We start from the raw sequence: 24,360 nt of genomic DNA on the forward strand, positions 1-24,360 counted from the left end.
GACGAGGGCGTCGTTCATGGGTCCATCCCCGCGTGCGCGGGGAGCAGTTCCGTTTCGTTCCGTCATATCGTTCTGTTTCGGGTCCATCCCCGCGTGCGCGGGGAGCAGTCTCAATGACCTGCAGTTTTAAGGAGCAAAGATGCTGGAATCTGCACGTTGTTGAGAGCCAGACATCAAAGACAAAAGTTGCAAAATCACCCAAAACCCCTTCAGTTTCCTTTGCGAGCTCAGCCGTCGCGATTCACCAGCAGATGAGGTGGACACAGGTGCGTACCATCGTGAGCCCTAACGAACGGTCCGCCCTCGCTCAGGGCATCCGTTATGCGAATTCCACGGGCCTCGGGAGCCGCAGAGAGGGCCTCGCTTGGAGTCATCCAGGCTACTGCCATGGCTTCGGAGCTGGCTTGAGCTTGACCACCCACAGGTTCACAGAAGAAGGCCAGAGAGACCACGCCAAGCTTCATGTTCTTGTAGACCCCGGTCAGCCGGAGCGGTTTGACCTCCACACCGGTTTCCTCACGCACCTCACGAACAGCACATTCCTCGGGAGTTTCGCCAAGCTCGAGAACCCCGCCAGGCGGCACCCAACGCCCATCATCAGAACGCTTGATGACCAGGACCCGACCGTCCGCCGGGCGAACGACCACCCCCGTGACGCTCACGCTGTGCAGCGGGTTCTCGCTCATGGTTCCTGACCCCACGCGTAGGTTAGCTTCCAGCGGAATGCGGCGAGGATATTGGTGCAGGCCTCTACTCGACGACCATTGGCGTCGAAAGCGGTACGTAGGACACAGAACACCGGCTGGCTCTGCGCGGTGTTGAGGAAGGACGCCTCGTCCGGAGTGGCACTGCGCACTTCAATGTCCTCGGTGAAGCGCACGGGCCCGAACCCACGCTCAGCCAGACGCTCATACATGCCGCTCGGGCCGGTGTCAGGCATCGCGATGTCGACGCTTCCTGCGACGTCCATGGGAATGTAGGACGTCGCGAGCTGTACCGGCTTGTCGTCAGCGAACATGTGGCGCTTGCGCACGAGCCCTCGCGTGCCGGGATCGAGCTCCAGGGCCTCAGCAATGCCCTCGGGAAAGGTCTCCGCACCCCAGCTCACAAGTTCGGTTCTGGGCGTGAGACCAGTGTCGGCCATCTCTTCGGCGTAGGAGCTGTAGCTCTGCCCGGAGCGATAGTCCCGAGCGATACGCCGCACACGCTTGACGGTGGGCATCTCCAGCACCACCGACCCCCGACCGTGTTCGGTACGAACCCAGCCTTCGCTCTGGAGCATGGCCATAGCCCGACTGATAGAGCTCTGATTGAGCCCGTACTCGCGGGCCAGGTCCGGCTGGCTGGGCAGGGTACTTCCAGGCAGATAGTCACCCCTCCGGATAGCTTCGCGCAACAGCGAGGCCACCTGTTTGTACCGCGCGCGAGGCGGTTCGAGGGTGCTCATCCAGCGTGCCCCTTCCGGCATGTGTGTACTCGTGTCTCACCGTAGCGCGCTGGCTTGCGCGCCCCGCATCATGGCTGATCCAGACCTTCCCTTCAACTTATGTCATATGTCTTGACGCTTATGCAATAAGTCTCTATCGTCGTGCCCAAGCAGAGCCCAAAGCAGTCACCTCGCTCCACAGAGTGAAGGGTGTGCCGCTGCTCTACAGGTGAGGGAGAGGGGACAGCCATGTCGTGTGACCGCGGGATAGACGTGGGTAACGGCGATGGGCCACAGGAAGAACCGGGGACGAGGTGGGAGGGGTTCGGAGCTCGGGTGTGGGCCGCGCGCAAACAGCAGCACTTGCGGCTCGGCATGCTCGCCGACATCACCCTGACCACCCCGGAGCTACTCCAGGAAGTGGAGGCCGGAGACCTGGACCCCGGCAGGCGGCTGGCTCAGGACCTGGACCGCACCCTGAGCTGCGGTGGTCGGCTGTGGGACGCCTGGGCGCGAACCCACCTCACCGAACTCCTCCAACGACCGGCAACCATCACCGACGTCCTCCCAGAAACCTTCCAGGTACGCGCCTACGCGCCCCTCGTTCTGCCCGCCCCCTACCGGACCAGCAGTTACCAGGCCGCCCTGGATCAGGTCGAACACCCCATGGACTCGGCTCGGCTGGACTCCGACAGCCCCCACCTGCCCCGCCTGAACACGGCTGGCACGGGTGGAGCACCCTTTCACTGCCTGGTCGTGAACGAAACCGCCCTCACCCGGAGCTCCACCGAGCCCGAGGTCATGCGTGCTCAACTGGTGCACCTGCATCACCTGGCCCAAACCGTCGGGATCAGCGTGCACCTCATCCCGACCAGCACCGCCTTCCACCCCGGCCTGGGCGGAGCGTTCTGGACCCTGTCCTACTCCCCCAGCCACACCCTGGCCTACGTCCCCCACCCGCGCGGCCAGGGTCAGATCATCAACTGCGTATCCCAGGTCAAGAGCTACACGGACCTGTTCGCCACTCTCCAAGGAGCCGCGCTGCCGGTGGAGGAGTCCCAGCAGCGGCTGGTCGAACTCGCCTCCCGTATCCGCTCGACACTGACGCGGGCACTCGCGAAGTAGCCCACGCCGGCAGCCCGAGCACGAAAAAGCTCTGGCGGGTGCGACAACACCCCCAGAGCAGGTCAACCAGTTCCACTCGCTGAAAAGAGAAAGCGTGATTGACATGGCCATTGTGCCCCAACCCCGACCCGCACAACACACCCGCCCCGAAGCCGAACCGGTGCGCCGCTGGCCCACCCGCGTCTATCCCGGAAGCCTGACCCAGGCCAGTGGGGTCCGCTCCGACCTGCTCGCCGACCTGTACCGGCTGCCCTGCCTGAACCCGGAGCTGGCCGAGGCGATGGTGCTGTGCGCCAGCGAGATGTTCGCCAACGCCGTGGACCACTCCCGGTCCGGCACCGAGCCCGAGGGCCTGGTGATCCGAACGTTGGCCGCGCCGACGCGGGAAAGGGTTCGGGTCGAGATCATCGACGACGGGCACCGCCCCGACCGATCTCAGGTCCCGGCGATCCCGCGTGAGCGTTCGGCGCAGGAGTGGGAGGAGGCCAAATGCGGCCGTGGCCTGCTGCTCATCGACCATCTGGCCGCTTCCTGGGGGACCCGACAGGTGGTCGACTTCCCGTTCTGTGAGGGGCTGGGCACTGTCATCTGGGCCGAGTTCACGCTCGCTTTCGCTCAGGACGGGTGGAACCGATGACCGCGTCGCCAGTGCCGGTGGCCGCTGGAGTGCGGCAGGTGCTCTCCGCCCCGCGAGGCCAGCGTTTCAACCGCACCCGCTCCTCCGCCGCCCCTGCCCCCAGCCACAGCCCTGCCCCAGCTCCGGCCCCTGACCGAACCCGAACCAGCACCCCCGACAGTGCCGGTACCCCCGTCGGCGCGCACACGCGCTCCGATGCCCGACCGGAGACGCTCACCCATCATGAGCAGGTGCTCGCACAGATGCGAGGTAATCCCCGAGTGGAGCATCGCCTGCTCTACGGGGAACTGCCTACCTGGATGCACGTGGCCGCTCAGCGACGCCGATCCCCCGGTCCGGTGCCGCCCCCGCGTCCGGCTCCCGACGACAACCCTTCCCGGCCCGGACGTGAACTCCCGCCATTGCCCCGGCGTCCGCACAGCCATCGCAAGCCCCGCCGGAGAATCGGTTGGTCCCTGAGCGCTTATGCTTTGGCCACCGCAGCGGGCGCCCTGATCCAGCACGTCTTCTCATTCCTGCTGTAACCGCCTCATTCCACCCACGAAAGGGGCCCGAAGAGGTGAGGATGGTATCCGGGAGGCCGAAGGCCACCGGACGCTCGATCTCCCTCCGGAGGGCCGCTGCACCGGGTTGACCAACCAGTCGCGCGGGCCGGGCAGCATCGGCCCGTACGGCTCTATCGCCTCCCAACATGCCGCCCACCGAGTGATCGCGGCAGACCCCCCTTTGAGAGGACAGACTTGAAGATCCCGACCCCCCGGGCCACCGCGGACAAGCACCCGAAGCTCACCGACAGCGACGGACACCGGCCCACTCGCCCCTCCCCCGCACGAACCCCCGAAGGCAGCGGCTCCCACGGCGGCAAGCACGAGAGGCACGACAAGCAATGATCCCCTCACACGAAAAGCTCGTCGCCCACCTCCTCCAGGAGGGCGTCCTCTCTCCCCGCTGGCGCCGCACCTTCGAACTCGTGGAGCGCCACAGGTTCCTGCCCGACCAGGTCACCCTGCCCGACGGCACCTCCGTGGACCGGGCCGGCGCTCCGGAACAGTGGCTCGGAGTCGCCTACGACGACACCCCTCTCATCACCCGGGTGGACGACGGCGTCGAGGACTGCAGGGGATATCCGAGCGGTTGGGCGCCCATGCCCTCCGTCGTCGCCGACATGCTGCGCCGACTCGACCTCCGTCCCGGCATGCGGGTCCTGGAGGTCGGTACGGGAATCGGGTACAACACGGCACTGCTCTCCCACCTCCTGGGCGAGGAGGAGGTCACCACCATCGAGGCCGACCCGACCGTCGCCGAGCAGGCACGCGTCAACCTCATCGGCACCGGGTTCGTACCTCTGGTCGTCACGGGTGACGGGGCACAGGGTTGGCCCGCACGCGCCCCGTTCGACCGGGTGATCAGCACCGCGGCAGTGAAGCGGGTGCCCTACCACTGGATCGCCCAGAGCCAGCCGGGCGGAAGGATCCTCACCCCTTGGGGCACCGCCTTCCACAACGGGGTGCTGGCTGACCTGGAGGTCGGCCAGCGCGGCACTGCGAGCGGACGGTTCTGTGGCGACGCCGCCTTCATGTGGGCGCGAGGCCGACGGCCCCTCGGCCAAGCGGTGGCGACCTTCGTCAGCGACGAGCACGAGTTCAGGGCCAGACGCACCGGCATGGAACCGAACGCTCCGTTGGCGTTCGACGCGAGCTTCGCGATCGGGCTGCACATGTCCACCGTGATCAACACGATCGAGTTCCCCGAGAGCGGCGACGACCAGCAGTTCGTCGTGCACCTGGTCGATCCCGACAGCGGTTCCTGGGCTTCCTGGCACGTAGAACCGGGCTCGACCTCCCACGAGGTTCGCCACTACGGGCCCCGGAACCTGTTCGCGGAGTTCGAGGCGGCCTATCAGTGGTGGCTCGACTCCGGCAGCCCCGCCATCGACCGGTTCGGTATGACCGTGTCCGTGGACCAGCAGACCGTCTGGTTGGACGAAGCGGCGAACGTCATTTCATCGATGCCCTGACCTCAGCCTGAGGATCGGATGCGGCTGCCGGTTTCACTTGGGTGGCCGGTGGGACAGCGAGGCTGGCGAGGTGTGCGGAGATGGGCTCCTCCCCGCGTGCGCGGAGAGCAGTGTCGAACAGGACCGGCATATCAGGCCTCCTTGGGTCCATCCCCGCGTGCGCGGGGAGCAGTGGTCTCGCTGTGCGCGGCCTGCCCCGTGCGCGGGTCCATCCCCGCGTGCGCGGGGAGAAGCCGTCGGGGTCGTCGTCCTCGGGGGCGTTGCCGGGTCCATCCCCGCGTGCGCGGGGAGAAGGAGCTGCGCTCCTACACGGTCGGCACCGCCCGGGGTCCATCCCCGCGTGCGCGGGGAGAAGCCCGCCATGCCCGGCGGGCGCCCCCGTTGCGTGGGTCCATCCCCGCGTGCGCGGGGAGCAGCCGCGCGCCGGGACGGCGCCCGCGAGCGGCACGGGTCCATCCCCGCGTGCGCGGGGAGCAGCAGCTGCCCGGCGACGAGCACATCCGCCGCCTGGGTCCATCCCCGCGTGCGCGGGGAGCAGACTCTGAGCCGATCTGCATGTCAGATCGCCTTGGGTCCATCCCCGCGTGCGCGGGGAGCAGCGATTCGGACACCGGGCAGTGCGGTGCCAGCTCGGGTCCATCCCCGCGTGCGCGGGGAGCAGTTGATTACCCAGTTAATGGGCTTTCGCGCGTGGGGTCCATCCCCGCGTGCGCGGGGAGCAGGGCGGCCTTGACCGCGCCACGATGGTGAACCAGGGTCCATCCCCGCGTGCGCGGGGAGCAGGTCGTGGACCCGTTCGCTGGGTCGGGGTCAACGGGTCCATCCCCGCGTGCGCGGGGAGCAGTCACCCACCGGGTGGAGCAGATCCGTGAGCGGGGGTCCATCCCCGCGTGCGCGGGGAGCAGCACAGCGGGCTGAAGAGGGGCACGTCCTACAAGGGTCCATCCCCGCGTGCGCGGGGAGCAGGAAGAGGGCCACAGGGTGACCAACCCGGACGTGGGTCCATCCCCGCGTGCGCGGGAAGCAGCTACCCGGACGGGCACCCCGCGTTCGTCCCGTGGGTCCATCCCCGCGTGCGCGGGGAGCAGCGGTGGGGTGGCCAGGGCCCCCGGGGGGTTTGGGGTCCATCCCCGCGTGCGCGGGGAGCAGCAGGTGGTCCCGGACCTCGTCCAGGGCCAGCGGCGGCGTGGGTCCATCCCCGCGTGCGCGGGGAGCAGGCGCCGATCGCCTTGAACGCAGGCGCGATCACGGGTCCATCCCCGCGTGCGCGGGGAGCAGGCCTCACAGCCCGTCAGATCTACCGCCTCGAAGGGTCCATCCCCGCGTGCGCGGGGAGCAGGAAATCGAGCATGTCGACCCCGTAGTGGTGGCGGGTCCATCCCCGCGTGCGCGGGGAGCAGCTGATGGCCGTCACCTTCATCTACGCGGCGGTGGGTCCATCCCCGCGTGCGTGGGGAGCAGCCCCGGATGTGACCGACCTGAAACTCACGCCGGGGTCCATCCCCGCGTGCGTGGGGAGCAGTGGGGCTTGCCCTTCAGCCCGATCGGTCCGCCGGGTCCATCCCCGCGTGCGTGGGGAGCAGTCTTGTTCACCTGCGAGTTTGTGGAGCGAGACCCCTCAAATCTGCAAGTTGTTGAAACTTGGACACCAAGAACAAATCACCCAAAAGACCATGAAAAATCACTACTTCGACCGTCCTGCCATCCCAACAGTAGAACTTACTCAGGGGACATCTGAAAAGAGCCGCCCTCCCGGGCGGCCCTCCTCTGCCTATCTGCTCTCCCGCCCCTACCGCTAGCCAGCAGCGGTGAGCAGCACGTCCACCAGGCGCTCGGCGGCGTCCGGGCGGCCGTGGGAACGGGCGTTCTCGGCGATGGCGTCGCGGGTGGCCGCGTCAGCGAGCAGGGGCTCGACCGCTGCTTGGAGGTTCTGCGGGTTGACCTCGCCGAGGAGGGCGATGGCCGCTCCCGACTCCTGGAGGTGGCGGGCGTTGTGGGCCTGCTCGTTGCCGGCGGAGGAGGCCAGGGGGATGAAGACCGCGGCCTTGCCCAGGGCGGTGAGTTCGGCGATGGTGCCGGCACCGCTGCGGGAGATCACCACGTCGGCGAGCGCCAGCACGTCGGGCAGCTCGGGGCCGACGAAGGCGGTGAGGTGGTACCTCTCGGCGAGGCCGGGCGGAAGGCTCTGGGCACTCTCGCGGAGGCTCTCGACGTTGTTGGCGCCGCACTGGTGGACGACGTTGGCCCGTGCGAGCAGCCACGGGAGGATGTCGCGGACGTTGGTGTTGATCTGCGCCGAACCCTGCGCCCCACCGGTCACGTACACGGTGGGCAGCTCCGGGTTGTGACCGGTGAAGCCCAGCCCCTTGGCGCCCAGGTCCGCCTGGCCGGTGAGGACCTCAGGCCGGACCGGGTTGCCGGTCACCACGGCGGTGTCCTGGGAGCCCTCGGGCAGGAGTGCGACGGAGGACTTGGCGGACACGGCGATCTGGGCTCCGGCGCGGGCCAGGACCTTGTTGGCCAGGCCCAGGCGTACCGTCTGCTCGTGCACGACCAGGGGGCGGCGGCACATGCGGGCGGCGAGCCCCACGGGTACGGCGACGTAGCCGCCGGTGGCCAGGACGACGTCGGGGGCGAAGCCGGAAACGAGCGAACGCGCCTGGGCCACGCCTCGGGGAACGTTGGTCATGTCCTTGACGTTGGCCGGGGAGACCATCTTGATCGGGTTCTTGGACCGGCGGATCTTGCCGGTCGCCACCGATTCGAAGGCGATGCCGTTGTCGGTGGCCACGCGCTGTTCGAGGCTGTTGGCCGCGCCCACCCACAGCACCTCCAGGGTGTTGCCGGTCGACTCCAACCGGGACCGCAGCGCGTTGACGGCGGTCAGCGCGGGGTAGGTGTGGCCACCCGTACCCCCTCCGGTCACGATGAGGCGCAGGTCCCGGGGCGAGCGGTCGTTGGTGCTGTTCACGCGTTTCCCATCTGGCTACCCGCGGTCGCCCCGCGAGTGGGAGAAATGGTCAGTAGGAGGGCCGCCGGCTGGCTGGGGGGATCACGGCCCATGAGCACGGTAGCCGCGTTCGGGGGCCCTTTGCGCCAGCGGGCGGGGCGAATCGGGACAAATCTCATCCGGGCCCTGGTCACACGCCTGCTGTAGAGGCCCGTGCCCGGGCCCGATCTGTTCCCCTCACGCGACCCGGTCGGGGTCCGCGCCGCAGGTCAAGGAGGCCGGTGACGAGCCCGTTCTCCCGAGCTCCGGCCCCGTGTTCCGGATCAGTCCGGGGAGACGCCGTAGGCGGCGAGGAAGACGCGGACGCTCTCGACCGTGTGCGCCTGGAGCTCCTCGGCTTCGGGGATGCCCCCGTCTCCCAGGAGCATGGCCCGGTTGACGGGCTCGGACATGACCAGCCAGTTGAACCTGGACGCCGCGGCCCGGGTGTCGGCCACGGACAGGCGCCCCTGGGCGACCAGGCGGTCGAAGATCCCCGCCAGGTTGTCGATCGCCCGCTGGGGACCCTTCCGGTACAGGGTCTCGGCGAGTTCGGGGAAGCGGGCCACCTCCCCGATGACCATGCGGCGCAGCTGCATGAGGCGCGGGGTCAGTACCACGGTGAGCTGACGGTAGGCGTAGTCGCAGAGGTAGTCGGCGAGGTCACCGTCGGGGACGGGGTCGGGGTCGTCGACGTGCACGAGGTCGCCCGCGCCGGTCGTCATGTGGCTGACGATCTCGACGAACAGGTTCTCCTTGCTGCCGAAGTGCTTGTACACGGTCTGTTTGGACACCTCGGAGCGCGCCGCGATCTCGTCCATGTTGGTGCCCAGGTAGCCGCCGCGCAGGAAGATCTCCTCCGCCGCGTCCAGGATGGCGCGCCGTTTGCGCGCCGAACGCCCTTCGGGGGGTTGCTGCACGTGTCCTTCCCTTCTCTCCTCGGATTTTGTTGACCTTTGGGTACTGGACGGTCTAGTTTGGCATACATCCAGAGTACTGGACCGTCCAGTTTGAATTTTGAGGGATCGAGGCACCCACGATGCACCTGCAGTTCGCCGAACTCCCCGTGTCCGACCAGGACCGGGCGAAGGCCTTCTACACCGAGAAGCTCGGCTGCCACGTGGTCGCCGACGCCTCCATGGGCGGGGACCGGCGGTGGATCGAGCTCGGCTTCGCGGGAGCCGGCACCGCCCTGCACTTCGTCCCCCGCCAGAGCGAGGCCCCCTCCTCCGACCCCGTGCTGGTACTGGTCGAGGACGACGTCAAGGGCACCGTCGAGGCCCTGCGCGCCAAGGGCGTGGAGATCGTGACCGAGCCCGGGGAGGCCCCCTACATGCCGGGGGTCACCGTCGCCGAGTTCCGGGACAGTGAGGGCAACCGCATGGTGCTCAGCGAAGGGCGCGGGTGACCGTCATGAGCGCACACACCCACGGAGAGCACGTGAGCGCGGACCGACCGGTCGGGGACCACTCCCCCGGCGAACGCTCGCTCCGGGTCCCCGGGGCCCGCATCCACCACGAGGTGCGGGGCTCGGGCCCGCTCCTGATCCTGATCCCGGGCGGGCCGCAGGACGCCGGGGTCCTCGCCGACCCGGCCCGGCGCCTGGCCGACCGGTACACGACGGTGGCCTACGACCCCCGGGGCAACTCGCGCAGCGTCCTGGACGAGGTCGCCGGGGACGCGGCCGACGGGGACCAGCGGCTCGACGTGCACGCCGATGACGCCGCACGCCTGATCCGTTCGCTCGGCGGCGGCCCCGCGTACGTCTTCGGGACCAGTGGGGGTGCGCAGATCGCGCTCGCCCTGGCCGCCCTGCACCCCGGGCTGGTGCGCGCGGTCGTGGCCCACGAACCGCCGTGCGTGATGCTGCTGGACGACCCGTCGGAGGTCCTCGCGCACGACCGGGAGATCCACGAGACCTACCTGCGGGACGGGGTGGAGGCCGGGATCGCCCTGTTCCTGGGGCTCAACGACCTGGACGGCCCGGATCAGCAGGGTCCGGACGCCGGGGGCGAGGGTCCCCCGCCGATGAGCGAGGAGGACGCCGCGACCTTCGAGCGGGTCAGCGGGAACTTCGAGTACTTCCTCGCGCACGGGATGCTGCCGCTCTCGCTGTACCGCCCGGACGTGGAGGCCCTGCGGCGCGACGGGACCCGTGTGACGGTGGGGCTGGGTGAGGGCTCGGTGGGCCAGGACATCCACGACATCGGATCGGCCCTGGCCGAGGCGCTCGGGGTCGATCCGGTCGCCTTCCCCGGTGACCACCTGGGGTACGAGGCCGAGCCGGAGGCCTTCACCTCGACCCTGCGCCGCGTACTCGCGGGCGCCTGACGCCCCGACGGCCGCGCCTCACTCCGGTCCCGGGGCGGGGGCCGGGACGCGCTGGTCGAAGTCCACCCGGTAGTCGTTGATCCAGGCGTGGCTGCCGAACCGGGCGATCATCGCGAACACCACCCGCAGGGTGAGGTCGCGCATCAGCAGCGCCGCCGGGTGCGCGGAACCGGTCTTCTGGTTGCCGCGCCTGCGGCCCTCGGCGGCGATGCGCTCCACCCGCTCACGGCGGCGCCGCTCGTAGGCGGTGAAGGCCTCCTCGGGGGTGGGCAGGTCCCGCAGGCAGGCGGCGAGGACCAGGGCGTCCTCCGAGGCCAGGGAGGCGCCCTGTCCGCTGGAGTTGGAGACGGCGTGGGCGGCGTCGCCCAGCAGCGCCACCCGGCCCCGGCTCCAGCGGGGCAGGGACGCGAGGTCGTAGGTGCCCAGGGGCCGGAAGCGCTCGGCTTCGGCGGCCGCCAGGATCCTGGTGACGTCCGGGTGGTCGTCCGCGAAGAGGTCCAGGACGTGTTCCTTCCAGGCGTCGTCGCCCCGGGCGGCGATCTCCTCGCGGGTCAGCTCGGAGTGCCCGAGGTTGGCGAACCAGAACACCTCTCCGGAGGGCGCTGTCTGGTAGCCGAAGAAGGCCCGTCTGCCGAAGACCATCCGGGTGCTCGCCTCCGGGGTGGGCGCGACGCCCTCGACCCGGGTGTAGCCGCCGATGCCGAGGAGGCCGGTGTACTGGGGGTCGGGCGCCTCGGGGTCCATGGCGCACCGCACGGGTGAGTGGATTCCGTCCGCGCCCAGGAGCAGGTCCGCCTCCGCGGTGGTGCCGTCGGCGAACTCGGCGACGACCCCGGTGGCGGTCTCGGTGTAGCCGACGAACCTCCTGCCGTACTCGATGCGCACGCCCTGTTCCCGGGCGGCCTCGGCCAGGGCGCGTTGGAGGGCGCCGCGGTTGACGGTGACGGTGCGCAGCTCGGCCGGTCCCTTCTCCGAGCCGTCGGGGAGCAGTCCGAGCCTGCGGCCCGCCCCGTTGACGAACTCGATGCCGGTCGTGGGGAAGGAGGACGCCCGTCGCGCCGCGTCGAGCATTCCCAGGGTGCGCAGGGCGGCCAGGCCGTTGGGGGCCAGAGTCAGGAACGCGCCGATGTCGTCCCCGGGCCCGGGGTGGGCCTCGTGGACGACCGCCTCGATTCCGACCCGGCGCAGCGCCACGGCCGCGACCGGCCCCGCCACACCGCCTCCGATGATCAGTGCCCTGGTCATGTCCGCCCCTCCCTGTTGGCCTTGCCTGCCTGTTCGAACTTGATAGTCATATAATGACTATACATAGAATGGCCAAGGCATCAACCCCCGGGCGCGGGCCGCGGGGCGAAAGGCCCGGAGCCCGGCCACCGGGCATGACAGGCGCACGGAAGAAGTGGAGGTGACCGGGTGGCATCTCGGACCCAGCGCCGCTCACCGCTGGCGGTGCAGCTCCTCCTGCTGCTGGCGGAGGAGCCGATGCACGCCTACCGGATGCAGCAGCTGATCAGGGCCCGGCACAAGGACCGGATCGTCAACATCGCGCAGCGCAACAGCGTGTACCAGACCCTGGACCGGCTGCTGCGCGCCGAACTCGTCGAGGTGGCGGACCGGGTACGCGCGCCGGGCCGCCCCGAGCGGACGGTCTACCGGCTCACCGGCACCGGGCGCGACATCCTGGACGAGTGGCTGCGGGAGATGCTCTGCACCCCCGCCCGCGAGTTCCCCGAGTTCCCCGTGGCGCTGGCCGCGCTGGCGCACCTGACCCCGGAGCGGGCCGCCGGATACCTGGAGGAACGGGCGCGGGAACTGCGCGCCCGGCTACGGCAGGCCGAGTCCGACGCCGAGCGGGCCGGGGAGATGGGGCTGCCGCGCATGTTCATGCTGGAGGACGAGTACCAGAACGCGCTCACCGAGACCGAACTGCGCTGGGTGAACGGCCTCGTGGACGACCTGCGCGCGGGACGCCTCGCCTGGGACAGGGAGTGGCTGGACGCCGTGTCCGCACGCCTGGGACCGGCCGATCCCGACCAGGTGTAGGGCCCCTCGGCCGCTCAGCGCCGGGGCAGGACCTCGGGCAGGGCGAAGAGCGGGAACAGCGTGGTGTCGAAGAAGACCGTGCAGTGGCTGACGCCCTCCGGGGACAGCTCCAGCACGTGGAGGCCGAAGGCCCGGTGGGTGCCGTCCTGCGCGCGCAGGTACATGCCGAAGGCGGGCTGGCCGTTGGCGGAGGTCGGCACCATGGCCAGGTCGCCGGGGGCCTGGGCCGGACAGTGGGTGGCGACGAGCCGTCCGATGTGCTCGGCGCCGCGCACCCAGGTGGCGAACGGGGGCATCTCGAAGGCGGCCTCGGCGGTGAACAGCTCGGTGAGCGCGCCGATGTCGTAGGCCTCGAAGGCGGCGACGTAGCGGTCGAGGAGCTCGCGCTGGTCGGAGCGGGGTTCGGGGACGCTGTCCTCGTCGGGTGTGACCCGGCCGAGCTGGGCGCGGGCGCGCTGCAGGAGGCTGTTCACGGCCGGGACCGAGGTGTCCAGGGTCCGGGCGACCTCGGCTGCGCTGAAGCGGAGCACGTCGCGCAGGATGAGCACGGCCCGCTGGCGGGGTTGGAGGTACTGGAGCGCGGCGACCAGGGCGAGCCGCACGGTCTCGCGGGCGGTGACCACGGCTCCGGGGTCGTTGGTGTCGAGGCCGGCGAGGGTGTCCGGCAGCGGTTCGAGCCAGGGCAGCTCGGGGCGGTCGGCGAGTTCGCCCTCGGGGGTGCTGGTGGGGCCGCCGAGCCCGGTGGGCAGGGGTCGGCGGCCGCGCCGTTCCAGGGCGGTGAGGCAGGCCGTGGTGGCGATCCGGTGGAGCCAGGTGCGCAGGCTGGAGCGGCCCTCGAAACGGTCGTAGCCCTTCCAGGCGCGCAGGTAGGTCTCCTGGACCAGGTCCTCGGCGTCGTGCACGGAGCCGAGCATGCGGTAGCAGTGCGCGTACAGCTCCCCGCGGTAGGGAGCGGCGAGCCGCTCGAAGTCCTGGTCGGTCGTCCCGATCACGTGTTCCACCACGGCCGTCACGTTACGCCTCCCCTACGACAGAACACACGGGTCCGTGTGCTTCCTTTGCGAACAGTTCTCCTGGCGGATCCGCTCACCGCTCCCCGGCCCACCACCCGCCTGCCTCCCGGGCGCGTGTCTGCCCCCGGTCGGCCCGCGGCTCCGCTATCCCATCTCCCCCCGTTCCATGGCGGCGAGGTGCTCCTCGCTCATCTGGATGATCTGCACGTAGTTGCCGTCGGGGTCCTTGGCGGTGGCGAAGAGGCTCCCGTCGCGGTCCTCCAGCGGCGCCACCCACTCGGTGCCCTGCCCGTCCATGAGCCCGGCGACGGCGCGGGCGTCGGCGACGTCGAAGTTGAGGATCACGCGGGTGGGGTCGGCGGTCTTGGCGCCGATGTCGGGGCGCTGGTCGATCAGCAGGTGGAAACTGCCGAAGCGGAGCACTCGGTACTGGTCCACGGTGTTGCTGTCGGCGGGGTCCAGTACGGCGGCGTACCAGTCGCGCAGGCGGTCGGGGTCGGTGCTGGCGAGCAGCATGCTGTCCAGGTTGGGGCGCTTCATCGGATCCTCCCGGTGGGGTCGGTGTCGTGTGCGGAGTCGTGTTCGGTGTCGTTCTCCGTCACCCGTACCGACTCGTCCGGGACCGGAGACTCATCGGGTACCGCGGCCTCCCCCGCGCCGCGCAGCAGCCACAGGGCGACGGTGCCGAACACCGCCATCGCGACGATCCCGAACGCCGCCGTCACGTTGAGTCCGGCGGTGAAGGCCTCCCGGGCCGACTCCATCAGCCCCTCGGCCTGCTCCGGGGGAAGGCTTCGCGCCGCGTCGACGGCCCCGGCCAGGGTCTGCCCCGCCATCTGCTCGACGGTCCGGTCCGCGATGCCCTCGGGGACCTCGATCCGGGTCCGGTAGACGGCGGCGGCCAGGCTGCCGAGCAGCGCCACCCCGGTCGCGATGCCGAACTCCCCGCTGGTCTCGGACATGGACGCGGCGGATCCGGCCTTCTCCCGGGGCGCGGAGCCCACCACGATGTCGGCGATCAGGGCGGCACCCGGGCCCAGCCCCACCGAGGTGAGGAGCAGGCCGAGGACCACCGCGCCCGTTCCGCCGTCGGCGGGGACGAACACCAGCAGCAGGAAGCCGAGGGCGCTGACGAACATGCCGCCGCCGATCACGTTGGCGCGGCCGATCCGCTGGGCCAGGGGCGCGGCGCACATGGTGCTGACGATCATCGCCAGCGCCGGGGGCACCAGCCACAGCCCGGCGGCCAGCGGCGAGTTGCCCGCGACCAGTTGGAGGTACTGGCTGAGCAGGAGGAACGTGCCGCCCATGGCCACTGCCCCGGCCATCATGGTGGCCAGGGCCGCTCCGAAGGAGGGCGCCCGGAACAGGCGCAGGTCCAGGAGCGGGTCGGGCAGGCGCAGCTGCCTGCGCACGAACCACACCCCCATCGCGGCGCCGACCAGCACCGTGATCAGCGCCGTGGCCCCGGAACCGCCCTCGGCGGCGGTCTTGAGGCCGTACACCAGCGGCAGGATCGCGGCCAGGGACAGGGCGACGCTGAACAGGTCGAGGCGGCCGGCGGCCGGGTCGCGGTACTCGGGCAGGAGCAGGGGCGCGCAGACCAGCAGCAGGAGCATCACCGGCACCCCGAGGAGGAACACCGAGCCCCACCAGAACCACTGGAGGAACAGCCCGCCCACCACGGGGCCGATGGCGGTGCCGCCCATGAAACAGCTGGTCCACACCGAGATCGCCACAGCGCGCTGGGCGGGGTCGCGGAACATGTTGCTGATCAGCGCCAGAGTGGAGGGCATGAGCGTGGCCCCGGCCACCCCCATGAGGGTCCGGGTGGCGATGAGCATCTCGGCGCTGGTGGAGAAGGCCGCGGCCACCGAGGCCAGCCCGAACGCGGTGGCGCCGATCATCAGGAGCCGGCGGCGGCCGATCCGATCGCCGAGCGTGCCCATGGTGATGAGGAACCCGGCGATCATGAAGCCGTAGACGTCCATGATCCAGAGGGTCTGCGCCCCGGTGGGGCGCAGGTCGGCGGCCAGGTGCGGGAGCGCCAGGTAGAGAACGCTCATGTCCAGGGACAGCAGCAGCGTGGGCAGGGCGAGTACCCCGAGCCCGAGCCACTCGCGCCCGGTCGCCCGGGGTGAGCCCGCGCGAGGGAGGGACGGTGTCGAGTTCATCCGGTCGGTTCCTTGTCAACTGGTCCGATTCGTTCATGTGTACGGACCGGCGCAATGCACGGAACTCATCGGTCGGCGGCCGGATTTCTTCCGGGCGGGGCGCGGGCGCGGAGACACAGAGGCGGTGCGTGCCAGAATGTCGCCGGGTGACCGGTTTCCCACCGGCCGCCCCGACAACCGCTTTCCCGCCAGCCACGAGGGACCCGCCATGACCTACGTCGCCGCACCGACGCGCTACGACACCATGCCCTACCGCCGCTGCGGCCGCAGCGGTCTGCGCCTGCCCGCCCTGTCCCTGGGGCTGTGGCACAACTTCGGCGGCGAACGGGCGCTCGACGTCCAGCGCGACGTCCTGCTGCGCGCCTTCGACCTGGGTGTGGTCCACTTCGACCTGGCCAACAACTACGGTCCCCCGCCCGGGGCTGCCGAGGAGAACTTCGGCCGGGTGGTCGCCTCCGACCTGCGGCGGTACCGGGACGAGTTCGTCGTCTCCACCAAGGCCGGGTACCTGATGTGGCCGGGCCCGTACGGCGAGTGGGGTTCGCGCAAGGGCATGCTGGGCAGCCTGGACCAGAGCCTGGGCCGGATGGGCCTGGACCACGTGGACGTGTTCTACTCGCACCGGCCCGATCCGGACACGCCCCTGGAGGAGACCATGGGCGCCCTGGACACGGCGGTGCGCCAGGGCAAGGCGCTGTACGCGGGCGTGTCCAACTACTCGCCCGAGCAGACCCTGGAGGCCGCCCGCATCCTGCGTGAGCTGGGCACCCCGATGCTCATCCACCAGCCCTCGTACTCGATGTTCAACCGGTGGGTCGAGGACGGTCTGCTGGACGTCCTGGACGAGGTGGGCGCGGGTTCGATCGCCTACTCACCGCTGGCCCAGGGCCTGCTGACCGACCGCTATCTGGACGGCGTCCCGGAGGGCTCGCGCGCGGCCGGTTCGAGCCCGTTCCTGAGCGCGGAGGGCATCACCGACACCGTGCTGGAGCGGGTGCGCGGACTGAACGCGGTCGCGGAGCGGCGCGGGCAGTCCCTGGCGCAGATGGCCCTGGCCTGGGTGCTGCGCGGGGGCCGGGTGACCTCCGCCGTGGTGGGCGCCAGCAGTGTGGCGCAGCTGGAGGACAACGTGGCCGCCATCGGCAACCTGGAGTTCTCCGCCGAGGAACTGGCCGAGATCGACCGCTACGCCCCCGTGGGCTGACCGGCGGGGTCCCTGCGGGGCAGGAGGAGCCCGGCCAGGGACATCACCAGGGCGGCGGCCAGGAGCGCCGCCCTGGTGTCCACCAACGCGGCGACCACGCCGCCGAGCAGGACCCAGCTGACCAGGACCGGCCGGAGGGTGGTCAGCGCGCTGGTCCCGGCCAGGAGCGAGACCTGCCGGGTGGCCGCGCTTACTCCTGGAGGAGGCCGATGACGTTCCCGGCCGGGTCCGTGAACCAGGCGACGTACGGCTTGCCCTCGCGGACGACACCCTTCTCGTCCTGGTCGAAGGCCTCGTAGCGGAGCATGCTGACGCCCCGGTCGACGAGGTGGTCGACGGCGGCGTCGATGTCGTCGACGGCCAGGTTCAGGACGGTGAACACGGCGGGCCGGTGGTCCGGTTTCGGGTAGAGCAGGATGCCCCGGTCGTTGCCGAGGTCGATCTCGAGCAGTCCCGCCTCCTCCATACCGGGCACGTCCTCGACGTTCAGGCCGAGGGTGTCGCGGTAGAAGGCGCGGGCGGTCCCGGTGTCGGGGACCGCGAAGGAAGCGAAGGCCCTGGTGCTGTCGAACATGGTGTCCTCCCTGGACGGTGTGTCGTTCTCACCCCGTACCGACCCGGGCCGCCCCCGGGAATCATCGGGACCGCGCCGGGAGAAACCCTGCGGGAGGGTCAAAAAACACGGACGAATCCGTTCATACCCCTTGGGTGACGTGCGGTTTCACCGGGTGTTAACTTCGCGTGGGCAACGGAACACGGATCGTGTCCTGCCTCCGGTGCCTCGGCCGGGGTACCGCGCCTCACGCGGGAGGAGACCGCACATGCGCGCAGTCGTGTTCGAGAACTACGGGGAGTTCCCTTCGCTCACCGAGGTCGCCAAGCCCGAGCCGGGCCCCGGCGAGGTCCTCCTCCGGGTCGCGGGTGCCGGGGCCTGCCACTCCGACATCACCGTGTACCGGGTGTTCCAGGAGGGGCAGACGGGGGCGCAGAAACCGCCGTTCGTCCTGGGGCACGAGAACGCGGGCTGGGTGGAGTCGCTCGGCAGCGGGGTGAGCGAACGGGTCGAGGTCGGCGCCGCCTACATGGTGTACGGACCGATCGGCTGCCAGCACTGCCGCAAGTGCGCCGTGGGCCTGGAGACCTACTGCGAGAACGCGGCGACCATGCCCTACGCGGCGGTGGGGCTGGGCCGCAACGGCGGTATGGCCGAGTACATGACCGTCCCCGAGCGGCACCTCATCCCGCTGGGCGACGCCGACCCGGTGGCAGCCGCGCCGCTGGCCGACGCCGGACTGACCCCCTACCACGCGATCAAACAGGCCCTGCCGCACCTCGACGGCGGCGGCCGGTACGCGCTGGTGATCGGCCTGGGCGGGCTCGGGCAGATCGGGGTGCAGATCCTGCGGGCCCTGAGCGGCGCGACGGTGATCGCCACCGACGTCAAGGAGGAGGCGCGGGCCCGGGCCGAGGCCAACGGCGCGATCACGGTGGGCGCCGGGGAGGGACAGGCCGAGCAGATCCGCGAGCTCACCGGGGGCCGGGGCGCGGACGCGGTCTTCGACTTCGTGGGCGCGGAGCCGACGGTGTCGACGGCCGCGGCCAGTGTGGCCCAGGGCGGCCGGGTGAGCGTCGTCGGTATCGCGGGCGGCACCCACGAGTTCTCGTTCTTCACCAACCCGTACGAGTCGCACCTGACCAACACCTACTGGGGCTCGGTGGGCGAGCTGTGGGAGGTGGTGGACATGTACAAGGCGGGGCAGATCCGGCCGGACATCGAGCGGTTCTCCATGGACGACGCCCTGGAGGCGTACCGGAAGCTGGAGGCGGGCGAGGTCAACGGACGTGCGGTCGTGGTGCCCAACGAGCGCTGATCCGCCGCCCGTTCCCCCCTGTTCTCAGGCCGTCCGGCCCGCCCGTTCCCGGGCGTGGTGCCGGGCGGCCTTCGCGCGGTTGCCGCAGCCCGACATGGAGCACCAGCGGCGGGTGCCGTTCTTCGAGGTGTCGAAGAAGTGCAGGACGCAGCCGGGGTTGGCGCAGCCGCGGATGCGGTCGGGGCGTTCCCTCAGGTCGAGGAAGTCGGCGGCGGCGGTCCAGGCGGGCCCCCACGAGGGGGCGTCGAACTCGACGGTGCTGGCGGGGGCGCCCCGGTCGAGGCGGCGGCGCACGCTGCCGTGCGCCAGGACCGCGTTGAGGTCGGCGGCGGCCTCGGGGTCGCGGGGGTCCTCCAGCAGGCGGGCGAGGGCGCTGCGGGTGCTCAGGAGGTGGTCGAGCGCGGTGGGGCCGGCCTCGAACCGGGGGGCGAGTCCGCTCTCGTCGAGCCACTGGGCCAGGCCGTCGAGGGAGTCGAGCAGGTCGTGGTGCTCGGTACCGGCGACCCAGCGGGTGTTGAGCAGGTCCACAGCGACGGGTTCCCCCGTGAGCGGCCGTTGCCGAACCGTTTCCCTCGCCGCCATCGGCCCTCCTTCGCGCATCGTTTTGGCTGGTCGCTTCCCCTGGCCGGACGGACACGGGGTGCCGGGAGCCTACCAAGCCCCCACCTTGTAACCCTTCAACTGATTTTGAGCGGTTGACTCGAACTCATTCTAACCCCTAAAGTCTTTTTGAACGGTTACGCCATCAGGAGTCGCCGTCCCCTCGAGAGAAGAGGCCTGCCATGGCACCGTCCCGACTGACCACCGGCCACGTCGGACTGAACGTCACCGACCTCGAGCGCTCACTCGACTTCTACACGCGCGTCCTGGGCTTCGAGGTCATGGGCGAGAGCCGCGAGGAGGGCCGCGAGTACGCCTTCCTCGGCCACGACGGAACACTCCTGCTCACCCTGTGGCAGCAGAGCGGCGAAGGGTTCCGCACCGACACCGCCGGACTCCACCACCTCTCCTTCCAGGTGGAGACGGTCGAGGAGGTCCGCCGTGCGGAGGCCGCGCTCCTGGAGACCGCCGTGGAGTTCGCCTACGACGGTGTGGTGCCGCACGGCGAGGGGGCGGCCTCGGGCGGGATCTTCTTCCACGACCCCGACGGCATCCGGCTGGAGATCTACGCGCCCTCGGGCGCGGAGGGAGCCGAGGCCCCGACGGAGTCCGCCCCCACCTGCGGTTTCTTCTAGGACGTCCGTTCTTCTAGGGCACCCGGCAGTCCCGGCAGAACCGGACCACAGGTCCCGGCTGCGGGACCTGACCGCAGGACCGAGCCGCAGGACGAGGAAGGGAACGGGACATGAGCGGTTACCACCGCGGGGAACTGGAGGTCCAGCGGAGGGCGGGCCTGTCCGAACGGGCCTCCCACACCGCCAGGGCGGTACGCGGGGAGATCCCCGCCGTCGCCGCCGACTTCCTCGCCGCGCAACCGCTGCTCGTGGTGGGCGCCGCCGACGCCGCGGGGGCCCTGTGGTGCTCCGTACTCACCGGGCCGCCCGGGTTCATGCGCGTCCACGGCCGACACGTACTCGACGTCGCCGCCCTGCCCCGCGGCGGCGACCCGCTGGCCGGGGTGTTCGGCAGGGAACCGCTGCAGGTCGGCACCGTGGCGATCGAACCGGCACGGCGGCGCCGGATGCGGGTGAACGGCACCGCGTACCCGGCCCCGGACCGGCAGGGCTGGCGGCTGCGGACCGAGCAGGTGTACGCCAACTGCCCCAAGTACATCCAGAAGCGCACACTGGAGCCGGACACGGACCCTTCGGCGAACGCGACGCCTCCGGAGGCCGGGGTGCGGCTGACCGGGGCCCAGCGCGCCCTGCTCGCGTCGGCGGACACCTTCTTCATCACCACCGCCGACGACGCCGGGGCCGCCGACACCAACCACCGCGGCGGCAACCCCGGGTTCGTGCGCGTCCACTCCCCCACCCTGCTGAGTTGGCCCGACTACGCCGGGAACGCCATGTTCGGCACCCTCGGCAACCTGCACGTGAACCCGAGGGCCGGGTTGCTGGTGCCGGACTGGACGAACGGCGGCCTGCTCCAGCTCACCGGCACCGCCCGCGTGCTGTGGGGCGAGGGACCGGAGGGCCGGAACGTGGAGTTCGAGGTCGAACGGGTGGTGGCCACCACGGCCGGCGGGCTGCGCGCCGGGAGCCCGCCCGAGTACTCCCGGGCCAACCCCGCCGTCGACGCCCCCGCTCCCGCCGCCCCCGCGGGCTGACCGGCGCGTCCCGCGCCCCCGTCGATTCACCGCGGGGTGGCCCGGTCACCACCAGTAGACGGGATAGGGGCGGCCGGAGACGCGGTTGCCGACCAGGCCGACCAGGACCAGTACCGCGGCCGCCGCGGCGAGCAGGCCCGTGAAGGGCCAGAACGCGGGTGCCTCCAGGGCGACGATGAGCGCGGTGGCCGCGGCCGGTGAGTGCGGGGTGCGGGCCAGGGTCATCACGCCCAGGGCCAGACCCCCGGCGACGGCGGCCGCCCACAGTCCGGGGGCGGCGACGAGAAGGACGGCGAAACCGGTCAGCGCGGACAGCAGCTGTCCGCCCACCACACTGCGGGGTTGGGCCAACGGCAGGGCCGGGGCGCCGGCGACCAGGGCCATGCTCGCGGCGAGCGGTGGGATGAGCAGCGGCAGGTCGAACGCCACCGCCCCGGCCGCCACGAGGAGGAGGGCGGTCAGGCTGGTGGCCGTGCCGACGGCGACCGTGCGGACGGACGCGGGGGCCGGTGCGCGCCCGGCCAGGAGGGAGCGGACTCGGGCGGCGGGGGCAGGCGCCCGAACCGGGTCGGCGGCGGGGTCGGAGGCGGGGGCCGGCGGCGTCGGAGGCTGCGTACTGGGGGTCTGCGTGGTCATATGCCTACCTGGATCCGATTCACTAATGCATGAGTATCTTTTCAATCATTAGCTCATGTCTACAGGAGTCTCCCAGGAGGGATAACGACTGACAAGCTTCAGTACCATTAGGTGATGGCGATCTCAGTGCGTGTACGGGACATGCCGGTGCTGGGTGAGCATCCGGCGCTGGACCTGGTGAACACCGTGTTCGTCCGCGGAGGGCTACGCGGTCAGCTGGTGGACGCCCTCACCACCCCCGCCGACCTGGCCGACTGGATCACCGAACAGGCCGAGGCCCTGGGGCCGCTCGGGTCCGCCCCCGACCCCGGCCCCGACGCGCTCACCGCCTTCACCGGCCTGCGCTCCTCCCTGCGCCGGGTGGTCGCCGCGGCGGCGGCCGGAACGGACGCGCCCCCCGAGAACGTGGCCGCGGTCAACACCGCCGTCGGCGCCCATCGCGACACCGTCGAACTCCCTCCCGTCGGATACGGCCCCGCACAGCACCGCACCGACGCCCCGGACCTGCCCTCCGCGGTCCTGGCCCGGGTCGCCCGCAGTGCCGTGGACCTGCTCACGGGACCCGACCTGGAGCTCCTGCGGGCCTGCCCGGCCCCCGGCTGCGTGCTCTTCTACCTGCGCACCCACCCGCGCCGGGGCTGGTGTTCCCCGGGCTGCGGCAACCGGGTCCGGGTGGCCCGGCACAGCAGACGGCGCGGCGAGACGGCCACCCGCCCAGAAGACGCCCGCTGAACCCCGCGCTCCGCGACCGCTCCCGTTTCCCTTGACCCGCCCCGGATGGGCCGGGTCTCCAGGGGCCTGCCAGGATGCCGTCAGCACTCGTAGGTAGCCGGAGGAGAACAATGGATCTGGGAATCACCGGCAAGGTCGCGCTCGTCACCGCGGCCAGCTCCGGACTGGGCCGGGCGATGGCCGTCGCGCTGGCCGCGGAAGGAGTCCGGGTCGCGGTGACCGGACGCAACGAGGAACGTCTCGACGCGACCGTCGCGGCCTGCCGCGCCCACGGCGCGGAGTCCATCGGCATCGCCTGGGACCTGGCCGAACACGGCCGCGCGGGTGAGGTCGTCGCCCGGGTGGTCGACGAGCTGGGCCCGGTGGACATCCTGGTCAACAACACCGGCGGCCCGCCGCCCACCACCGCCCTGGGTCAGAGCCCGGGCCTGTGGCAGGACATGTACGCGTCGATGGTGCTGCCGGTGATCGGGCTGACCGACGCCGTGGTCGGTGGGATGCGCGAGCGCGGCTGGGGCCGGATCATCACCAGTACCTCGGCGGGGCCGATCGCGCCCATCCCGAACCTGGGTGTGTCCAACACGCTGCGCGCCTCGCTGCACTCCTGGTCCAAGACGATCGCGGGCGAGGTGGCCGCCGACGGCGTGACCGCCAACGTCATCGTCCCGGGCCGGATCGCCACCCCGCGCGTGGAGTCCCTGGACCGCGCCCGCGCCGAGCGGGAGGGCCTGCCGCTGGAGCAGGTCCAGCAGCAGGGCCGCGCCTCGGTCCCCGCCGGCCGCTACGGCGACCCGGAGGAGTACGGCGCGGTGGCGGCGTTCCTGGCCAGCAGGCAGGCCGCCTACGTCAACGGTTCGATCATCAGGGTGGACGGCGGTCAGATCCCGTCGGTCTGACCCCGGCCGGGGCGGGCCCGGCCGGGACGCGTTCCCGGTCGGGTCCGGCCCGGCGCGCCGGGCCGGAGAGCCCGGCGCCGTTCACCGGGGACCCGTCCCGCCGCCTACCTTCCCGCTGCCGACCGCTTCGGCGGCAGCGGGAAGAAGGCGCTGGTCCGGGCGGCGTACTCCGACCATCCGGGCCGTTGGGACATGTGTTCGTCGAGCAGGCGCTGGCCGGACCCCCGGGTGAGGAGATAGGTCATCACCAGCGGCGCGGGCAGGGTGAGCAGGACCCACCAGGAACCGGCGGCGACCAGGAAGAGGCCCCACCACACGCAGGCGTCACCGAAGTAGTTCGGGTGCCGGGTCCAGGACCACAGGCCCCGGTCCATGATCTTCCCCCTGTTGGCGGGATCGGCCTTGAACCGGGCCAGCTGGGCGTCGCCGACGGTCTCGAAGACCATGCCGACCAACCAGACCAGTGCGCCGAGGAGGGCCACCCGGCCCAGGGTTCCGGCGGTGAAGGCGGAGACCTGGATCGGGAGCGAGATCAGCCAGACCAGGGCGCCCTGGAGCAGGTAGACCACCCGCAGGGCGTACAGGTCCGGGTTGCCGGGGGCGTTCGCGAGGAACCGCTCGTAGCGGGGGTCCTCGCCCTTGCCCCGGCTCCGCAGGCCGATGTGGACGGCCAGGCGCAGTCCCCACACGGCGGTGAGAACGCACAGCAGCCAGTTCCGGACGGGGTCGCCGGACCCGGTGGCGGTGGCGACGGTCGCGGTGGTCAGCGCGGTCGCCACGAAGCCCAGCCCCCAGGCGACGTCCACGACGCTGTGGCGGCCCAGGCGCAGGCCGACGGCGAAGGCGGCGAGCATGAGCGCGCCCACCACGGCGGCGGTGACGCCGAGGTTGAGCAGGAGGGCGGAGACGGCGGTCATCGGATCGGCTCCGTCCCGGCGTTGAGGAAGGCGGCGACAAGCGGGCCGAGGAGGTGGGCCACGCCCCGGGGGCGGCGGTT

Annotated in this window: 25 protein-coding genes and 2 CRISPR repeat arrays (1 of these 27 only partly in view); of the genes, 13 read left to right on the forward strand and 12 right to left on the reverse strand. The window is 71.0% G+C overall.

Going from position 1 to position 24,360, the window contains the following annotated elements:
• Positions 1-108: a CRISPR direct-repeat array (repeat unit 29 nt; unit sequence GGGTCCATCCCCGCGTGCGCGGGGAGCAG) (it extends 471 nt beyond the left edge of the window).
• Between the two features lie 119 nt (positions 109-227).
• Both D458_RS35480 and D458_RS0112450 read right to left on the reverse strand, forming a co-directional pair.
• Positions 228-686 carry an NUDIX hydrolase gene (locus D458_RS35480; protein ID WP_083936294.1) on the reverse strand — a complete coding sequence of 153 codons (459 nt, stop codon included), beginning with the start codon at positions 684-686 and terminating at the stop codon, positions 228-230.
• Positions 683-1,447, reverse strand: a complete 765-nt coding sequence (locus tag D458_RS0112450) for a GntR family transcriptional regulator (RefSeq protein ID WP_017587083.1) — start codon at positions 1,445-1,447, stop codon at positions 683-685. The genes D458_RS35480 and D458_RS0112450 overlap by 4 nt, the downstream gene beginning before the upstream one ends.
• A gap of 342 nt (positions 1,448-1,789) precedes the next feature.
• Here D458_RS0112450 and D458_RS0112455 point away from each other — a divergent pair, with 342 nt between their 5' ends.
• The 4 genes from D458_RS0112455 (at position 1,790) to D458_RS0112465 (ending at position 5,205) form a co-directional block, all read left to right on the forward strand.
• Positions 1,790-2,551, forward strand: coding sequence for a DUF5753 domain-containing protein (locus tag D458_RS0112455; protein WP_239647946.1), 762 nt, complete (start codon positions 1,790-1,792; stop codon positions 2,549-2,551).
• A 103-nt stretch (positions 2,552-2,654) separates the two neighbouring features.
• Positions 2,655-3,188 carry an ATP-binding protein gene (locus D458_RS0112460; protein ID WP_026119236.1) on the forward strand — a complete coding sequence of 178 codons (534 nt, stop codon included), beginning with the start codon at positions 2,655-2,657 and terminating at the stop codon, positions 3,186-3,188.
• Positions 3,189-3,928: 740 nt separating this feature from the next.
• A complete protein-coding gene (locus D458_RS36735) occupies positions 3,929-4,078 on the forward strand; it encodes a hypothetical protein (protein ID WP_160168051.1) in 150 nt (49 codons plus the stop codon).
• Positions 4,075-5,205, forward strand: a complete 1,131-nt coding sequence (locus tag D458_RS0112465) for an rRNA adenine N-6-methyltransferase family protein (RefSeq protein WP_017587086.1) — start codon at positions 4,075-4,077, stop codon at positions 5,203-5,205. The genes D458_RS36735 and D458_RS0112465 overlap by 4 nt, the downstream gene beginning before the upstream one ends.
• A gap of 82 nt (positions 5,206-5,287) precedes the next feature.
• Positions 5,288-6,788: direct repeats of the CRISPR family, unit length 29 nt; unit sequence GGGTCCATCCCCGCGTGCGCGGGGAGCAG.
• Positions 6,789-7,000: 212 nt separating this feature from the next.
• Here the strand turns inward: D458_RS0112465 and D458_RS0112470 are convergent.
• Together D458_RS0112470 and D458_RS0112475 are read right to left on the reverse strand one after the other, a co-directional pair.
• A complete protein-coding gene (locus D458_RS0112470) occupies positions 7,001-8,176 on the reverse strand; it encodes a UDP-N-acetylglucosamine--N-acetylmuramyl-(pentapeptide) pyrophosphoryl-undecaprenol N-acetylglucosamine transferase (protein WP_017587087.1) in 1,176 nt (391 codons plus the stop codon).
• Between the two features lie 302 nt (positions 8,177-8,478).
• The gene (locus tag D458_RS0112475; RefSeq protein ID WP_017587088.1) at positions 8,479-9,114 is read right to left on the reverse strand and encodes a TetR/AcrR family transcriptional regulator; all 636 of its coding nucleotides are present in this window, start codon (positions 9,112-9,114) and stop codon (positions 8,479-8,481) included.
• 119 nt (positions 9,115-9,233) lie between these two features.
• Between D458_RS0112475 and D458_RS0112480 the strand changes: the two genes are divergently transcribed.
• The gene (locus D458_RS0112480) at positions 9,234-9,602 is read left to right on the forward strand and encodes a VOC family protein (protein ID WP_017587089.1); all 369 of its coding nucleotides are present in this window, start codon (positions 9,234-9,236) and stop codon (positions 9,600-9,602) included.
• 5 nt (positions 9,603-9,607) lie between these two features.
• Complete coding sequence (locus tag D458_RS0112485) at positions 9,608-10,525, forward strand: alpha/beta fold hydrolase (RefSeq protein ID WP_051049682.1); 918 nt, start codon at positions 9,608-9,610, stop codon at positions 10,523-10,525.
• Between the two features lie 18 nt (positions 10,526-10,543).
• Here D458_RS0112485 and D458_RS0112490 read toward each other — a convergent pair whose 3' ends face one another.
• On the reverse strand, positions 10,544-11,770 hold the full coding sequence (locus tag D458_RS0112490; protein ID WP_017587091.1) for an FAD-dependent monooxygenase: 1,227 nt from the start codon (positions 11,768-11,770) through the stop codon (positions 10,544-10,546).
• A 168-nt stretch (positions 11,771-11,938) separates the two neighbouring features.
• Here D458_RS0112490 and D458_RS0112495 point away from each other — a divergent pair, with 168 nt between their 5' ends.
• On the forward strand, positions 11,939-12,568 hold the full coding sequence (locus tag D458_RS0112495) for a PadR family transcriptional regulator (RefSeq protein WP_026119237.1): 630 nt from the start codon (positions 11,939-11,941) through the stop codon (positions 12,566-12,568).
• 14 nt (positions 12,569-12,582) lie between these two features.
• Here the strand turns inward: D458_RS0112495 and D458_RS0112500 are convergent, their stop codons facing one another.
• From D458_RS0112500 to D458_RS0112510, 3 genes are all read right to left on the reverse strand, one after another.
• The gene (locus D458_RS0112500) at positions 12,583-13,581 is read right to left on the reverse strand and encodes a sigma-70 family RNA polymerase sigma factor (protein WP_017587093.1); all 999 of its coding nucleotides are present in this window, start codon (positions 13,579-13,581) and stop codon (positions 12,583-12,585) included.
• Positions 13,582-13,725: 144 nt separating this feature from the next.
• Positions 13,726-14,121, reverse strand: coding sequence for a VOC family protein (locus D458_RS0112505; protein ID WP_017587094.1), 396 nt, complete (start codon positions 14,119-14,121; stop codon positions 13,726-13,728).
• On the reverse strand, positions 14,118-15,755 hold the full coding sequence (locus D458_RS0112510) for an MFS transporter (protein WP_017587095.1): 1,638 nt from the start codon (positions 15,753-15,755) through the stop codon (positions 14,118-14,120). Before D458_RS0112510 ends, D458_RS0112505 begins: the two co-directional genes overlap by 4 nt.
• A gap of 208 nt (positions 15,756-15,963) precedes the next feature.
• Here D458_RS0112510 and mgrA point away from each other — a divergent pair, with 208 nt between their 5' ends.
• Positions 15,964-16,959: an L-glyceraldehyde 3-phosphate reductase gene (gene mgrA, locus D458_RS0112515; protein WP_026119238.1), complete on the forward strand. Its 996-nt coding sequence runs from the start codon at positions 15,964-15,966 to the stop codon at positions 16,957-16,959.
• A gap of 190 nt (positions 16,960-17,149) precedes the next feature.
• On the opposite strand, the gene D458_RS0112525 is transcribed toward mgrA, so the two are convergent.
• Positions 17,150-17,533 carry a VOC family protein gene (locus D458_RS0112525; RefSeq protein WP_017587098.1) on the reverse strand — a complete coding sequence of 128 codons (384 nt, stop codon included), beginning with the start codon at positions 17,531-17,533 and terminating at the stop codon, positions 17,150-17,152.
• Positions 17,534-17,780: 247 nt separating this feature from the next.
• Between D458_RS0112525 and D458_RS0112530 the strand changes: the two genes are divergently transcribed.
• Complete coding sequence (locus D458_RS0112530) at positions 17,781-18,830, forward strand: NAD(P)-dependent alcohol dehydrogenase (protein ID WP_017587099.1); 1,050 nt, start codon at positions 17,781-17,783, stop codon at positions 18,828-18,830.
• A 24-nt stretch (positions 18,831-18,854) separates the two neighbouring features.
• Here D458_RS0112530 and D458_RS0112535 read toward each other — a convergent pair whose 3' ends face one another.
• Complete coding sequence (locus tag D458_RS0112535; protein WP_040702373.1) at positions 18,855-19,412, reverse strand: CGNR zinc finger domain-containing protein; 558 nt, start codon at positions 19,410-19,412, stop codon at positions 18,855-18,857.
• Positions 19,413-19,612: 200 nt separating this feature from the next.
• Between D458_RS0112535 and D458_RS0112540 the strand changes: the two genes are divergently transcribed.
• Both D458_RS0112540 and D458_RS0112545 read left to right on the forward strand, forming a co-directional pair.
• The gene (locus tag D458_RS0112540) at positions 19,613-20,065 is read left to right on the forward strand and encodes a VOC family protein (protein WP_017587101.1); all 453 of its coding nucleotides are present in this window, start codon (positions 19,613-19,615) and stop codon (positions 20,063-20,065) included.
• A gap of 110 nt (positions 20,066-20,175) precedes the next feature.
• Positions 20,176-21,099, forward strand: a complete 924-nt coding sequence (locus D458_RS0112545; RefSeq protein WP_017587102.1) for a pyridoxamine 5'-phosphate oxidase family protein — start codon at positions 20,176-20,178, stop codon at positions 21,097-21,099.
• A 45-nt stretch (positions 21,100-21,144) separates the two neighbouring features.
• Here the strand turns inward: D458_RS0112545 and D458_RS0112550 are convergent, their stop codons facing one another.
• Positions 21,145-21,735 (reverse strand): HPP family protein, encoded by a 591-nt coding sequence (locus D458_RS0112550; RefSeq protein WP_017587103.1) that lies wholly within the window; start codon positions 21,733-21,735, stop codon positions 21,145-21,147.
• A gap of 114 nt (positions 21,736-21,849) precedes the next feature.
• On the opposite strand from D458_RS0112550, the gene D458_RS33435 reads away from it, so the two are divergent.
• Together D458_RS33435 and D458_RS0112560 are read left to right on the forward strand one after the other, a co-directional pair.
• Positions 21,850-22,467, forward strand: coding sequence for a CGNR zinc finger domain-containing protein (locus tag D458_RS33435; RefSeq protein ID WP_063825719.1), 618 nt, complete (start codon positions 21,850-21,852; stop codon positions 22,465-22,467).
• A gap of 110 nt (positions 22,468-22,577) precedes the next feature.
• Positions 22,578-23,363, forward strand: a complete 786-nt coding sequence (locus D458_RS0112560; RefSeq protein ID WP_017587105.1) for an SDR family oxidoreductase — start codon at positions 22,578-22,580, stop codon at positions 23,361-23,363.
• A 104-nt stretch (positions 23,364-23,467) separates the two neighbouring features.
• Here D458_RS0112560 and D458_RS0112565 read toward each other — a convergent pair whose 3' ends face one another.
• The gene (locus D458_RS0112565; protein WP_017587106.1) at positions 23,468-24,280 is read right to left on the reverse strand and encodes a DUF1295 domain-containing protein; all 813 of its coding nucleotides are present in this window, start codon (positions 24,278-24,280) and stop codon (positions 23,468-23,470) included.
• Positions 24,281-24,360 lie beyond the last annotated feature (80 nt).

It is taken from the genome of Nocardiopsis ganjiahuensis DSM 45031, assembly GCF_000341085.1.
In the GTDB taxonomy this organism is placed as follows: domain Bacteria; phylum Actinomycetota; class Actinomycetes; order Streptosporangiales; family Streptosporangiaceae; genus Nocardiopsis; species Nocardiopsis ganjiahuensis.

What these genes read in the sequence shown, in the direction of transcription:
- D458_RS35480 (WP_083936294.1), bottom strand. Translation starts at nt 686, where the DNA reads ATGAGCGAGAACCCGCTGCACAGCGTGAGCGTCACGGGGGTGGTCGTT.
- D458_RS0112530 (WP_017587099.1), top strand. Translation starts at nt 17,781, where the DNA reads ATGCGCGCAGTCGTGTTCGAGAACTACGGGGAGTTCCCTTCGCTCACC.
- D458_RS0112485 (WP_051049682.1), top strand. Translation starts at nt 9,608, where the DNA reads ATGAGCGCACACACCCACGGAGAGCACGTGAGCGCGGACCGACCGGTC.
- D458_RS0112505 (WP_017587094.1), bottom strand. Translation starts at nt 14,121, where the DNA reads ATGAAGCGCCCCAACCTGGACAGCATGCTGCTCGCCAGCACCGACCCC.
- D458_RS0112545 (WP_017587102.1), top strand. Translation starts at nt 20,176, where the DNA reads ATGAGCGGTTACCACCGCGGGGAACTGGAGGTCCAGCGGAGGGCGGGC.
- D458_RS0112540 (WP_017587101.1), top strand. Translation starts at nt 19,613, where the DNA reads ATGGCACCGTCCCGACTGACCACCGGCCACGTCGGACTGAACGTCACC.
- D458_RS0112450 (WP_017587083.1), bottom strand. Translation starts at nt 1,447, where the DNA reads ATGAGCACCCTCGAACCGCCTCGCGCGCGGTACAAACAGGTGGCCTCG.
- D458_RS0112535 (WP_040702373.1), bottom strand. Translation starts at nt 19,412, where the DNA reads ATGGCGGCGAGGGAAACGGTTCGGCAACGGCCGCTCACGGGGGAACCC.
- mgrA (WP_026119238.1), top strand. Translation starts at nt 15,964, where the DNA reads ATGACCTACGTCGCCGCACCGACGCGCTACGACACCATGCCCTACCGC.
- D458_RS0112480 (WP_017587089.1), top strand. Translation starts at nt 9,234, where the DNA reads ATGCACCTGCAGTTCGCCGAACTCCCCGTGTCCGACCAGGACCGGGCG.
- D458_RS0112565 (WP_017587106.1), bottom strand. Translation starts at nt 24,280, where the DNA reads ATGACCGCCGTCTCCGCCCTCCTGCTCAACCTCGGCGTCACCGCCGCC.
- D458_RS0112460 (WP_026119236.1), top strand. Translation starts at nt 2,655, where the DNA reads ATGGCCATTGTGCCCCAACCCCGACCCGCACAACACACCCGCCCCGAA.
- D458_RS0112490 (WP_017587091.1), bottom strand. Translation starts at nt 11,770, where the DNA reads ATGACCAGGGCACTGATCATCGGAGGCGGTGTGGCGGGGCCGGTCGCG.
- D458_RS0112465 (WP_017587086.1), top strand. Translation starts at nt 4,075, where the DNA reads ATGATCCCCTCACACGAAAAGCTCGTCGCCCACCTCCTCCAGGAGGGC.
- D458_RS33435 (WP_063825719.1), top strand. Translation starts at nt 21,850, where the DNA reads ATGGCGATCTCAGTGCGTGTACGGGACATGCCGGTGCTGGGTGAGCAT.
- D458_RS0112510 (WP_017587095.1), bottom strand. Translation starts at nt 15,755, where the DNA reads ATGAACTCGACACCGTCCCTCCCTCGCGCGGGCTCACCCCGGGCGACC.
- D458_RS0112550 (WP_017587103.1), bottom strand. Translation starts at nt 21,735, where the DNA reads ATGACCACGCAGACCCCCAGTACGCAGCCTCCGACGCCGCCGGCCCCC.
- D458_RS0112525 (WP_017587098.1), bottom strand. Translation starts at nt 17,533, where the DNA reads ATGTTCGACAGCACCAGGGCCTTCGCTTCCTTCGCGGTCCCCGACACC.
- D458_RS0112560 (WP_017587105.1), top strand. Translation starts at nt 22,578, where the DNA reads ATGGATCTGGGAATCACCGGCAAGGTCGCGCTCGTCACCGCGGCCAGC.